At 44.1% G+C, this 12,852-nt stretch carries 9 protein-coding genes; 3 read left to right on the top strand and 6 right to left on the bottom strand.

The features are described 5' to 3' along the window. The first annotated feature begins 18 nt into the window (after positions 1-18). A complete protein-coding gene (locus Q4Q57_RS06960; protein ID WP_311890334.1) occupies positions 19-2,475 on the top strand; it encodes a hypothetical protein in 2,457 nt (818 codons plus the stop codon). Between the two features lie 126 nt (positions 2,476-2,601). Here the strand turns inward: Q4Q57_RS06960 and astB are convergent, their stop codons facing one another. Continuing rightward, positions 2,602-3,936, bottom strand: coding sequence for an N-succinylarginine dihydrolase (gene astB / locus Q4Q57_RS06955; RefSeq protein WP_311890332.1), 1,335 nt, complete (start codon positions 3,934-3,936; stop codon positions 2,602-2,604). 330 nt (positions 3,937-4,266) lie between these two features. Between astB and topA the strand changes: the two genes are divergently transcribed. Next, a complete protein-coding gene (topA, locus tag Q4Q57_RS06950; protein ID WP_311890331.1) occupies positions 4,267-6,909 on the top strand; it encodes a type I DNA topoisomerase in 2,643 nt (880 codons plus the stop codon). 225 nt (positions 6,910-7,134) lie between these two features. On the opposite strand, the gene zomB is transcribed toward topA, so the two are convergent. Next, positions 7,135-7,914 carry a flagellar motor control protein ZomB gene (gene zomB / locus Q4Q57_RS06945; protein ID WP_006086247.1) on the bottom strand — a complete coding sequence of 260 codons (780 nt, stop codon included), beginning with the start codon at positions 7,912-7,914 and terminating at the stop codon, positions 7,135-7,137. A 228-nt stretch (positions 7,915-8,142) separates the two neighbouring features. On the opposite strand from zomB, the gene cysB reads away from it, so the two are divergent. Then, positions 8,143-9,126 carry an HTH-type transcriptional regulator CysB gene (cysB, locus tag Q4Q57_RS06940; RefSeq protein WP_006081957.1) on the top strand — a complete coding sequence of 328 codons (984 nt, stop codon included), beginning with the start codon at positions 8,143-8,145 and terminating at the stop codon, positions 9,124-9,126. Between the two features lie 64 nt (positions 9,127-9,190). Here the strand turns inward: cysB and Q4Q57_RS06935 are convergent, their stop codons facing one another. The 4 genes from Q4Q57_RS06935 to Q4Q57_RS06920 form a co-directional block, all read right to left on the bottom strand. Beyond that, complete coding sequence (locus Q4Q57_RS06935; RefSeq protein WP_311890326.1) at positions 9,191-9,853, bottom strand: response regulator transcription factor; 663 nt, start codon at positions 9,851-9,853, stop codon at positions 9,191-9,193. Positions 9,854-10,072: 219 nt separating this feature from the next. Beyond that, positions 10,073-10,537, bottom strand: coding sequence for an acyl-CoA thioesterase (locus Q4Q57_RS06930; RefSeq protein ID WP_220777958.1), 465 nt, complete (start codon positions 10,535-10,537; stop codon positions 10,073-10,075). A gap of 199 nt (positions 10,538-10,736) precedes the next feature. Next, positions 10,737-11,801, bottom strand: a complete 1,065-nt coding sequence (locus Q4Q57_RS06925; protein WP_311890322.1) for a 3-deoxy-7-phosphoheptulonate synthase — start codon at positions 11,799-11,801, stop codon at positions 10,737-10,739. Positions 11,802-11,983: 182 nt separating this feature from the next. Next, positions 11,984-12,796, bottom strand: a complete 813-nt coding sequence (locus tag Q4Q57_RS06920) for a pyruvate, water dikinase regulatory protein (RefSeq protein WP_106650736.1) — start codon at positions 12,794-12,796, stop codon at positions 11,984-11,986. Positions 12,797-12,852: the final 56 nt, after the last annotated feature.

Raw genomic sequence — 12,852 nt, 5'->3', positions numbered from 1 at the left:
GTAACAGGGAGCCTGACAATGAAGTCAGCGTATAAGGTTTTTCTCGCAGGATTGTGTTCACTTTTCTTGGTCGCATGTGGCGGCGGAGGCAATATCTCCGACGATGGCACTGGCACTACACCATCAGATAAATATGTCATTAAACTGGGGCTGACAAATTCAAGTGGGCAACCAATTGATGAAGTTTCGAATGCTGCACCAGGAAAGTTAACAGCAACCTTGACGAAAAATTCTTCAGCTTTTAGTGGTGCAAGAATTGTTTTTAGTCTAGAAGGGCAAGGAGTGTTAACTCCTGATAGTGGGGTGACTAATGCTGAGGGTAAGGTTTCTATTGATGTCTTGACTGGTAATATACTTGGTTCTGGTGAAATTACAGCAACTTATACTCCAACAGGAGGTAGTGCTGTTACATCTGATATTTCCTTTAATACTAAAGGTGATGGTGGAGCATCAACAGGCGGTGCGCAGGTATCCTTGATTATGGTGAGTGACCCTGAGTCAAAAACTCCCATATCAACAATAACATCACTTTCACCAGGTTATCTTATTGCTAATGTTACAGGTATTTCCAAGCAAACAATTGTTCAATTTTCCAGTACGCGCGGTGAATTACCCATTGATACTGCTATTACTGAGCAAGGTGTTGCTTATGTTCAAATTTTAGCAGGTACTCAGCCAGGTGCTGGTAGTGCGACAGCGACGTTGCTAACGGGAGAAAAATCTGAACAACTAGTGTTTAGTATCGGTGCGACTAATGTGTTTATGGGAAGTGGTTCTCCATTTCAAAATGGTGTTGCATCTGTTGAGCCTTCAGTTGTTTCAGCGGGTGGGACTTCAAGTGTCTCAGTATCTATTCAGGATGACGCAGGAAATCTATTTGCCGATCCAGTTGAAGTTCAATTTACCTCTGTTTGTGCCTTGAAGGCGAATGCTGAAGCAGAATTAAGCACTCCTGTAGTCGCAGTTAACGGTATTGCAACCAGTACTTACTTAGCAAAAGGCTGTGTGGGGGACGACACTATTAATATAAGCGCTAATGTTGGTGGAAAATCTCTTACTGCCAAGGCGACGGTAAATGTCTTACCTGCAAGTGTTGGTAGTATCTTTTTCCTAGAGGCATTACCCGAAGTCATTAGGCTTAAAGGAACCGGTGGGGCAGAAGCCTCAACCGTGAAATTTAAAGTAATGGATAAAAATGGCATTCCGGTTAGTAATCAACGTGTGAATTTCTCGCTTAATACTGAAGTTGGCAATATCACTCTTGATCCTGAGTTTGCTACTACAAATGGTCAGGGAGTTGTTCAAACGGTAGTTAATTCGGGCTCAATATCAACAAGTGTCAGGGTTACTGCAGTGGTTGCTGGCAGTACGCCAGCAATATCAAGTCAATCGAATCAATTAGTTATTTCGACAGGTTTACCTGACCAAGATAGCTTTTCTTTATCGGCATCAAACCTAAGCCCTGAAGGTTGGGAATACGATGGCATTGAGGTTGATGTGACGGCACGATTGGCTGATGCATTCAACAACCCTGTACCCGATGGCACAGCTGTTTCCTTTACCACAGAGGGCGGTGTGATAGCGTCTTCGTGTTTGACAGTTAATGGTGCTTGTTCAGTTAAATGGACAAGCCAAAATCCTCGCCCTACTGGTGATACGTTAGCAATGCAAGGTAAAGAACCTTCGTTAGATGCGGAATTGGGTCAACCTTATGGCGGACGCGTGACGATATTAGCTACGGCTATCGGTGAAGAGTCTTTCCCAGATACTAATAGCAATGGACGTTTTGACGCATCTGAAGTGGCGAATTTTTTAAGCAAAAAGGATGTATCGGGTAATCCATATGACTTAAGTGAAGCGTTTGTCGACCATAATGAAGACCGTACTTTTAACCCAAGTGTAGCTGGTGGTGAAGAGGGAGGGGATGCTGAAGTGTTTACTGATTTTAATAGTAATGGCGTTTATGACCAAGCAGATGGTTTATACAATGGTAGTTTGTGCCAATTGGATGCTAATGGCAGTAAACATGCCGGATGTGCAGCGGGTAATACTTCGCTGAATGTGCGTGCTTCGTTAGTCTTGGTAATGTCGGGTAGTGATGCTATGGCTTCTGTTCCAGTAATTACTGATAGTTGTATTGATGATAAAGCTATAGTTGATGTGTGTGATGGTCTAAACGATAACAATACGATTGACATTATTGGTAAGTCGACTGGTGGCGTAACTATTATTATTGGGGATTTACATAATCAGCCTTTGCCTTCAGGAACAGTCATTACGTTTACCCCCTCAGCTGGTAGCTTAGCAAGTAAAGGCTCTTTCACTATCGCATCTTCAAATGATAACGGGGCAGGAAAGTATAGCGTTCTTATAAAAGGTGCTGACCAACCTGATGCAGGGTCATTAGTGATTGAAGCACTGACTAAAAAAGGTGTTTTAACGCAGATTGCAACGATCCCTGTCGTTATCCACTAGTCTATTGTCTATGAAATAAAATTATCGACAAGTGTTAACGCTATTTAGGACGGGTCAATAATATAAGTTAAAAGCGCACTTAATTGTGCGCTTTTATTGTCTAGTTTTTGGAATTATATTTATTCATTATCGCTGGAACTGATAAACGCTACCTAGTTTCATGATTTGCGTGAGCTCATCTAATGCAGTGCGTGATTCGATGATTAGCTGAGGGTCAGCAAGATCTTGGGTGGTTAATCTGTCACGGTAATGTTTGTCTACCCAAAGGTTTAAACGCGAAAATAAGGCATCATTCATTAGAGTGTGTTGATTCACTGCCGCGACTTCCATCTCATTCATGGCGACACGCAAACGCAGGCAGGCGGGGCCGCCGCCGTTTTGCATGCTTTGTTTTACGTCGAAGTAAAGCACTTGCTTAATGGGAGTATTCAGCGTCAGTAGTTCATTCAAATAGGCAAATACTGCCGGATTTTCTTGGCAATCGGTTGGGGCAATAATGGCCATTTCACCAGAAGGAAGCGTAATAATCTGGGTATTGAATAAATAGCTTTTGACGGCGTCGTTAATCGCCACTTTAGCGGTGGGCACTTCAATGAAATACAGTTCGGTATCGAGCTTACGTTTAATTTCATCAATTTTATGTTGGGTATTTAAGAAGGCTTGTTCATGGTAGAACAGCACATTTTGATTACCTACTGCGATAACATCATTATGGAATACACCTTGATCAATCACATCAGGATTCTGCTGGATGAAGACGCAATTATCTTCTTCAAGCTGATGTAAGCGTGCTACCGCCATCGATGCTTCTAAGGTTTGTCTAGCTGGATACTTTTGCGGTTTAGGGGCATTGGGATTGGTGGCTTCTTGCCCATAAACGAACAGCTCTACACCGGCATGGCCGTACTCGTTGCATAGCCTAGTGTGGTTCGCCGCACCTTCATCACCGAAGCTATTATGCTCAGGTAAGTGACTATGGTGATGAAAATAGTGGGGATCACTGAAAGTTGCTGTTAATATGCGCCCCGTTGTGAGGGGCTCGATGCTGCGATGCAGTTTATCGACTAAATTTGCTGGAGTGAAATGCAGTTTGCCGTCACGTGTATCTGCACTGGGTGAGACAGTTGCGGCATTGGCAGTCCACATACTGGATGCGCTGCAGCAGGCATTAAGTAGCATAGGCGCTTCTTTAGCAGCCTGTTTTAATACATTGGCGTCAGAGCCGGAAAATCCAATTCGGCGCAATGTGTAGAGGTCTGGACGCTCCTGAGGGGCTAACATGCCTTGAACCATGCCCATATCCGCGAGTGCTTTGGCTTTTTGGAGTCCTTGTTTCGCAGCAGCTTTGGGGTTGGAAACTAAGGCGGCATTGCTGAGCGAGGCGACATTGCCAAAAGACAACCCTGCGTAATTGTGTGTTGGTCCAACGAGTCCATCAAAATTCGCTTCAAAGTGCTTCATTGCTTATCCTTGTGATAGGGAAAGTTATTATTTGTTCATATGGTCCCTGAGGGAACCCAGTATACTGAAGCTTTTCGAGTGCACAAGCGGACGGTTTTGTGCTCAAAGCGACTTTTTCACGATAAATGCATAACTATTTCTTGCTTGCTGGCAAATAATGAAATATTAGTTTTTAATTACGCATATTATATTTTTACATTTTTTCAACTTTGATTAAAAAGTGACTCGCTGGTACATATAAAAGAGGGATTAACTTGAAACTATCAGTACAACCCTCTATATATGGTGCCAATTTCCACCTTCTTGAGATTTTTTGGCGCAAATTAAACTATGGGTAAATCGCTAGTTATTGTCGAATCACCGGCCAAAGCTAAGACTATTAATAAATATCTTGGCAAAGAATTCATCGTTAAATCGAGCGTAGGTCACATCCGTGATCTGCCGACATCATCGACTTCAGAAGGCAATGAAAAGGTTAAATCCGCTGCCGAAGTTAAGAAAATGTCGCCAGAAGAAAAAGCTCAATATAAAAAGGTGAAAGATCAGCAAGCGCTGGTGTCTCGCATGGGCGTAAACCCTGAAAAGGGCTGGGCAGCTAAGTATCAAATTTTGCCGGGTAAAGAAAAGGTCGTTAAAGAGTTACAGGCACTTGCCGATTCTGCCGACCAAATCTATCTCGCAACCGACTTAGACCGTGAGGGAGAAGCTATCGCCTGGCATTTGCAAGAGGTGATTGGTGGTGATCCTTCACGGTATCAACGTGTGGTTTTCAACGAAATTACTAAGTCTGCGATTCAAGACGCTTTTAGCAAGCCGTCGACACTCGACACTAACATGGTTAATGCCCAGCAAGCTCGTCGCTTCTTAGACAGAGTTGTCGGTTTTATGGTGTCGCCACTGCTGTGGAAAAAAGTCGCTCGCGGTTTGTCCGCAGGTAGAGTGCAGTCGGTTGCTGTTCGCTTAGTGGTTGAACGTGAAAGTGAAATTAAAGCTTTTGTGCCTGAAGAGTTTTGGGATGTACATGCAGAGCTCAATACGCCAGCTCAAGAAGCTTTGCGGATGGAAGTGGTTAAGCATCTAGATGCTGCCTTTAATCCCATCAACGAACAGCAAGCGATGGCCGCGGTTCAAGCGTTATCGGCGGTGAGTTTTACCGTGCTGGCCCGCGAAGACAAAGCGACCCAAAGCAAACCTTCTGCGCCCTTTATTACGTCGACATTGCAACAGGCAGCGAGTACGCGCTTAGGTTTCGGTGTCAAGAAGACCATGATGATGGCCCAGCGACTTTATGAAGCCGGTCATATCACTTATATGCGTACCGACTCGACCAATTTGAGTCAAGAAGCCGTTGAAAGCTTGCGCGATATGATTGCCAAAGAATTTGGTGATAAATATCTACCCGCTGAACCGATTCGCTACGGTTCTAAGGAAGGCGCACAAGAGGCTCACGAAGCGATTCGTCCATCAAACGTTCAGGTACAAGCGGCAAGCTTATCAGACATGGAGCGTGATGCTCAGCGCCTATATGAGCTGATTTGGCGCCAGTTTGTCTCGTGTCAGATGACGCCAGCACAATATGATGCCACTAAGTTGACCGTCAAAGCGGGTGACTATGAGCTCAAGGCAACAGGACGTACTTTACGTTTTGATGGTTGGACTCGGGTGCAAACAGCACTCAAGAAGAAAAACGAAGAAGACAATACGTTGCCATTTGTGGCGCAAGGCGATGTATTAGCATTGAAAGAGTTGCAGCCTAAGCAACACTTTACTAAGCCGCCAGCGCGATACAGCGAAGCCTCTTTAGTTAAAGAATTAGAGAAACGTGGTATTGGCCGTCCATCGACCTACGCAACCATCATTTCAACGATTCAAGATCGAGGTTATGTAAAAGTTGAGAATCGTCGTTTCTATGCCGAAAAAATGGGTGAAATTGTCAGCGAGCGATTAGTCAGCAGTTTTGCTGATTTGATGAGCTATGATTTTACCGCCAGCATGGAGCAAACATTGGATGATGTGGCTCGCGGCGAGTTAGACTGGAAAAAAGTGCTCGATGGTTTCTATGCTGACTTTACTAAGCAATTAGAAAAAGCGGAGCTCGATCCCGAAGAAGGTGGTATGCGTCTTAACCAAATGGTGATGACGGATATCAAGTGCCCAACCTGCGGCCGTTCTATGGGGATACGCACGGGAACAACTGGGGTTTTCTTGGGTTGTTCTGGTTATGAATTACCGCCTAAAGAGCGTTGTAAGACAACGATGAACCTAACACCTGGCGTTGAGGCAATTAGTGAAAACAGTGAAGATGCCGAGACTGATGCGCTGCGTGCTAAGCATCGATGTGGTATTTGCGGTACCGCAATGGACAGTTACCTTATCGATGAGAAGCGTAAGCTACATGTCTGTGGTAATAACCCGATTTGTGAAGGTTATGAGGTCGAAGAAGGCCAGTTCAAGATCAAAGGCTATGAAGGTCCGCTAATAGAGTGTGATCGTTGTGGCAACGACATGGAACTGAAAAACGGCCGTTTTGGTAAGTATTTTGGTTGTACCAATAGCGAATGTAAAAATACCCGTAAATTACTCAAAAACGGCGAGGCTGCGCCACCAAAAGAAGATCCTATCTATTTGCCTGATCTGAAATGCAGCAAATCGGATGCCCATTTCGTATTACGTGATGGTGCAGCAGGGATCTTCTTAGCGGCCAGTACTTTCCCTAAATCACGGGAAACCCGTGCACCTCTGGTTGAAGAGCTGGTTCAATACCGCGAGCTGCTGTGGCCTAAGTATCAATATTTAGCCGATGCGCCCGTCACTGATGACGAAGGCAATAAAGCTGCGGTGAAGTTTAGCCGTAAGACGAAAGAGCAATACGTTGCGACTGAAGTCGACGGTAAAGCTACTGGTTGGTCAGCCCATTACGTTAATGGCAAGTGGGTGAGTGAGACTACCAAGAAAGCCAAGAAAAGCGCATAGCGGCGGATTGAGTTAGCATAACGCCAAGATAATAACAAAAAAGCCAAGTCAATTATGACTTGGCTTTTTTGTTTCGATTTTCTTTAGAGACTGATTTGTTGCTGTAGATAATGAGCCAAAAATGTTACTCGCTTTACTCGCACTAACTCACCACGCCAATAACGCTGAAGAACGAGTGTAAGACGTGCCGCTAATTCAACTTAAAGGTAAGCAAACAGTAACTGATCACCATTTCTTTTTCGGTTGAAACAGCATGTCGATATCATCTTCTTCATTTTTAGGTCTAGGTGCACTGGGTTCAGATTGTTTTTGTGCGCCCATAATCTCATCAAGTAATTGTTTAGCCTCATCCACTTTACGACCAATGAAAGGGTCATTAGGCGTTTGTGCCTTAATCGCGTGCAATGTCGATAGTGCTTTAGTCACCATTTGTTTTGATGAACCATATTGCTTCATAAAACTGGCCGCTCTTGCACGGGAAAGCATGGAATCAACATTAATCCTGAGCTGTAAACTGTCGATACGACTTTCTTCCTGAGCAAAAATGCTCGGGTCGACTTTCCCTTTGTTATGTTCTGCTCTAAGTATCGCCTTGAGCTTTTTCAAGGTTTGCACTAGCGCTAAAATTTGTTTGTCGTTATCGGGTAGTCTGAAATTCTCAATCGGTGGTGATTGAGGTTGACCAGACTGTAAGGTTGTTATTTGATTGTTGATATCGGCTAGTCGGCGCTGGTAATCAGACTGTTGTTGGCTATTACTAATAGCTGTCGCAGCCTGCAAGGCATCTTGCACGCGACGGTACAAAACCAACACAATATTCGTGCTACAAGGCATCATCCCTGTGTTTGATAACACAGCTTCTGTTTCATCGATAATTGCTCTTTGACGGGCAAATTCAATGCGCCGCTCAGCCTCTACGCGTTCTTTTTGTTGTTGTAATACGTTAATTCCGATAACAAGCAGTAAAAGCGCACCGATGAGGATCAGAACCAAGGTGAATGACATAGATGTTCCATTATTTATCCAATTGAGCTAATGCTACAATAAATCAATAAACTAGCATAGTTATCTTAGCCTAGGTTATCATTTCTGTCGTATGAATCTGCAGACTTGTGCTCTATATTCCTATTTGCTTTAAGTTTTACTATATACTATAACGATTGATTATAGCTGAGAGTGCTTTGAGGGCTCAGTTGTTAATGGCATTTTGCGTGTTTGAAACAAGGAAATAAGATGAAACTGCAACAACTCAGGTATATTGCTGAGGTCGTAAAACATAACCTCAATGTATCGGCGACAGCTGAAAACTTGTATACCTCTCAACCTGGGATCAGTAAACAAGTTCGCATGCTTGAAGATGAGTTGGGGATCCAAATATTTGGTCGTAGCGGTAAGCACTTAACCCATGTCACACCTGCGGGTTTGCAAGTGATCAGCATTGCCAATGATATCTTGGGTAAAGTCGAGAGCATTAAAAAAGTTTCTGAGGAATATACTAAGCCCGATCAAGGCGAGTTAAATATTTCCACGACAGACACTCAGGCGCGCTATGCATTGCCGACGATCATTCGGCAGTTTATTGATCGCTACCCTAAAGTGAACTTGCATATGCATCAGGGGACGCCATCGCAGATCAGCGAACAGGCGGCTCGCGGTGATGCGGATTTCGCCATTGCGACTGAAGCAATGCATTTATATTCCGACTTAATTATGTTGCCTTGTTATCATTGGAATCGCTCCATCGTCGTTCCTAAAGATCATCCCCTTGCGACCCGTAGCCCAAATAATTTGATTAGTATCGAAGATTTAGCGCGCTTCCCCTTAGTGACTTATGTCTTTGGTTTTGACCGTGCTTCTGAAATTGAGAAAGCGTTCAATCGCGCCAATTTAGAGCCGCGTGTTGTTTTTAGTGCGACCAGTGCCGATGTGTTGAAAACCTATGTCCGTTTAGGATTAGGTGTGGGCGTTATTGCCTCTATGGCGATTGACCCTAATGTCGATAAAGACTTAGTTGCTATTGATGCTGGCCATTTGTTTGCCCACAGTACGACTAAAATTGGCTTCAGGAAGGGCAGCTTCTTGCGCAGTTATATGTATGATTTTATTCAGCACTTTGCGCCGCATTTAACCCGTGACGTGGTGGAGAAAGCTGTCGCCTTACGGGACCAGCAGCTTATCGATGAAATGTTTGCTGATAAAAATTTGCCAATGCGTTAATTGGCGACGAGTTGCCGACATAAAAATGCCGCTAATATAAGCGGCATTTTTGTGGGATGAGCGATTAAGATAAATCGACTTTATCCATTTCAAGTTGAGCAAGTGCTATAACAGCTTGGGTTCGGTTGCGAACGCCCAGTTTTCTAAAAATGGCAGTCGCGTGCGCCTTGATGGTCGCTTCTGAAACGCCAAGATCGTAGGCAATTTGCTTGTTTAACAAACCCTCGGCAAACATCTGCAGCACTTTATATTGCTGCGGCGTGAGATCGGATAATTTACTGGCCATTTTATCAACGGCATCGTCATCGATATCAATAATCTCAGTGTCTTTAGGTAACCAAATATCCCCGAATAACACTGCACTTAGCGCCTCTTTGAGGGTTTCCATCGAGGCCGATTTAGGGATAAAACCACTGCTGCCATAATGAATTGCACGGCTAATGGTATTGATATCCTCGTGGGCTGATATCACTACAACGGGTAGTTCGGGATAATGTGAGCGAAGATGGATAAGGGTGGAGTATCCGTGTGAACCTGGCATCTGCAGATCTAACAGTACAAGATCGTAGTCGACACTACGGACATCCAATACAGATTGCAGTGCATCAGCACTGTCGGCTTCAAACCATTGTGCATGCTCAAACGCTGTGGTCAGCGCTTGACGTAGTGCATTTCTGAACAATGGGTGATCGTCTGCGATAATAATATTTAAGTTTTCTAGCTTCATGGCTTTTATGATTATGTTCGGTGCGCGTGAAGATTGAACTCAATGTAACAGAAAAGTAATCAAGGATCCTATTGCTTTATTCATGAATCAGGACAAAATTTTGATATGTTTCTGGTTGTTAGACTTTGGTCGGTGTTATAAAAAACATATTCAAATTGTAAAGTCGCGATCAAAAGCCCGAGATGACGGGCGGTTCAGTGTCTTTCAATCGTCTACAAACTACTCGTATGTCCACACTTGGGTGGGATTTCGTTGTTCGTCAACTGCAACAAAGGTAAACACACCACGTATGGCATGCTCTCGATGGTCTTGATACATGTCTTCGACATAGATATTCACTTCAACTTTCAATGAGGTGTTACCTACATGGATCACCCGCGCGATCAGTTCGGCTAATGTGCCTGCGGGGATCGGTTTTTTAAAATCGATTCTATCGGAACTCACAGTTACTAAGGTTTTACGGCAAAAACGAGTCGCAGCGATAAAGGCTGTTTCATCCATCCACGCTAAAGCTTCACCACCAAATAAGGTATTGTGATGATTGGTGATGGATGGAAATACCGCCTTGATAACCCGCGCTTCTGAGGAATCGATTCGCGTTTGAATCGCTTCTGGGAATTGTGCTTCAGGAGGTTCGGTTCGGGAGGTATTTTCGGTGTTTGGAGAAATGGGCGTAAGCGACATACAGCAACCTAAGGTAATGCAGCAAATAAGGCAGAATTATAGAGATTTTTAATTCTTAAAGATAGAAATGCACTGGCTTTAACGCTCATTAAGAATGTGGCTGAAGATTATTAAACCGCTCTTAATTAAAAAACCGATCTAAGATCGGTTTTTTATTGGAAAACGTATATCGCTTCGGACATTTTTTCGAGCGTCAGGCTTATTTCGCTAACAGTGCTTTTCGCTCGCGGGAAGCGGCTGCCAGTTTACGCAGCAGGACTTCTGAGTCATCCCAATGTAAGCAGGCATCTGTGATGCTTTGGCCATAACAGAGTGGTTGGTCTGCAACGACTTTCTGGTTGCCTTCCTGTAAGAAGCTTTCAGCCATAATACCGGCGATGGCAGTGCTGCCTGCCCGCATTTGCGCCATGATTGCATCGGCAACGTTAAGCTGCTTAAGGTGGTTCTTTTCACTATTACCGTGGCTGAAATCAACCACCATACGTTGAGTTACCCCAACAGAGGCAAGTTGTTGCCGTGCCTTTTCGATATCTTCGGCGTGGTAATTAGGCGTTTTGCCGCCGCGCAGAATGATATGACCAAACGGATTACCGTGGGTGCGATAGACCGCCATCGCGCCATCTTTATCCGGTGAATAGAAAATATGTGGAACTTGCGCGGCGCGCACTGCATCGACGGCAATATTGATATTGCCATCGGTACCGTTTTTAAAACCAACAGGACAAGACAGTGCCGAGGCCATCTCACGGTGAACTTGGCTTTCAGTGGTGCGTGCGCCAATTGCGCCCCAAGTGATGAGATCGGCGATGTACTGACCGTTCACCATATCTAAAAATTCGGTGGCAATAGGTAATTTTAATTCAGTGATTTGTTGCAGTAGCTCGCGAGCAATACGTAGGCCTTTGTTTGGCTCGAAACTGCCATCAAGATCGGGATCTGAAATTAATCCTTTCCAGCCGACAACAGTGCGAGGTTTCTCAAAATAGACCCGCATTAAGATACACAAATCATCTTTCAATTCTTGATGTAATATAGCTAAACGCTGAGCATAATCTAATGCTGCTTTAGTATCGTGTATTGAGCATGGGCCTACGATCACCAATAGACGTTGGTCTTCACCCATAATAATGGCTTCGACTTCACGACGTTGCTGAACCAGATAATCGGCCGCATCTTGAGTTAATGGGAACTCAGATGCCAGTTGCGCAGGTGAGATGACTTTTGCTAATAAGGAAGTGCGTAGTTCGTCTGTTTTTATGGTCATTCAAAATACCGAGCTTGCGTGCGGCGCTTTTCGCCAGATTGCCTCGGATTATAACGAATCGAACCGAGTTGCACAGCGCCAATTGTGTTAATTGTCGGCAACTGTGCAATGAATTTGATTTAAGTTAGATTCAATTAAGCTAAATTCACTCGGTTTATCTTGCTGCTTTTTGCTCTACAAGCTTAGAACATGTGCCGTTCTAGGCCCGTGACATCCAATATCTTGGTGGCAATTTCTTCCACGGAATGATTCGTTGTATCTATATAAGGAATGCGTTCACGTTTAAATAGCATTTCGACTTCTTTGACTTCTAAGCGGCACTGCTTGAGTGACGAGTAGCGGCTATTCTCCATTCGACTCTGACGGATTTCATGTAAACGCACGGGGTCAATCGTTAAACCAAACAGCTTTTTCTTATTGCGTTTCAACGCTTCAGGTAACTTGAGGTTATCCATATCATCTTCGGTGAAAGGGTAGTTTGCTGCTTTGATTCCAAACTGCATCGATAAATACAGGCTAGAGGGCGTTTTGCCACAGCGTGAGACCCCAAGTAGAACTAGATCGGCTTGATCCATGTGTTTCATGGTCTGGCCGTCATCATTATCCATGGCGAAATTAATCGCATCAATTCGCGCTTCATAGCCGTGATTGGCTTTTCCATGGGTGCGATGTAGCACCGGAGAAGCTGAAACCCCTAAATGTTGTTCGAGTGGTGCCACGAAAGTATTCAAAAAATCATAATCTAAGCCTTCACTCGAATAAATAATGTCGCGAATTTCTGGTTTGACGATGGAATGGAACACTAACGGCCGCTCACCTGTTGTAATAAAACAATCATTAATTTGTCGCTTAACTTGCTCCGCTTTCGTCAGAGTTTCAACGAATGGAATTGTAAGTGACTCAAATTCTAATGGAAATTGCGAGAGAACCGCATGACCAAAAACTTCAGCTGTGATCGCTGTCCCGTCGGAGATATAGAATACTTTTGGTGCCATACTGACCTCTTGTAGTAATAAAATTACAAATAAAATTATAGATTTACGCGTGTTCG

Origin of the sequence: Shewanella sp. SP2S2-6 (assembly GCF_031931965.1) — a bacterium.
Lineage (GTDB): Bacteria > Pseudomonadota > Gammaproteobacteria > Enterobacterales > Shewanellaceae > Shewanella > Shewanella baltica.
Note: the sequence above shows the minus strand (reverse complement) of the source record. Positions and strands in the feature narration are given on the sequence as shown.

What these genes read in the sequence shown, in the direction of transcription:
- Q4Q57_RS06960 (WP_311890334.1), top strand. Translation starts at nt 19, where the DNA reads ATGAAGTCAGCGTATAAGGTTTTTCTCGCAGGATTGTGTTCACTTTTC.
- astB (WP_311890332.1), bottom strand. Translation starts at nt 3,936, where the DNA reads ATGAAGCACTTTGAAGCGAATTTTGATGGACTCGTTGGACCAACACAC.
- topA (WP_311890331.1), top strand. Translation starts at nt 4,267, where the DNA reads ATGGGTAAATCGCTAGTTATTGTCGAATCACCGGCCAAAGCTAAGACT.
- zomB (WP_006086247.1), bottom strand. Translation starts at nt 7,914, where the DNA reads ATGTCATTCACCTTGGTTCTGATCCTCATCGGTGCGCTTTTACTGCTT.
- cysB (WP_006081957.1), top strand. Translation starts at nt 8,143, where the DNA reads ATGAAACTGCAACAACTCAGGTATATTGCTGAGGTCGTAAAACATAAC.
- Q4Q57_RS06935 (WP_311890326.1), bottom strand. Translation starts at nt 9,853, where the DNA reads ATGAAGCTAGAAAACTTAAATATTATTATCGCAGACGATCACCCATTG.
- Q4Q57_RS06930 (WP_220777958.1), bottom strand. Translation starts at nt 10,537, where the DNA reads ATGTCGCTTACGCCCATTTCTCCAAACACCGAAAATACCTCCCGAACC.
- Q4Q57_RS06925 (WP_311890322.1), bottom strand. Translation starts at nt 11,801, where the DNA reads ATGACCATAAAAACAGACGAACTACGCACTTCCTTATTAGCAAAAGTC.
- Q4Q57_RS06920 (WP_106650736.1), bottom strand. Translation starts at nt 12,796, where the DNA reads ATGGCACCAAAAGTATTCTATATCTCCGACGGGACAGCGATCACAGCT.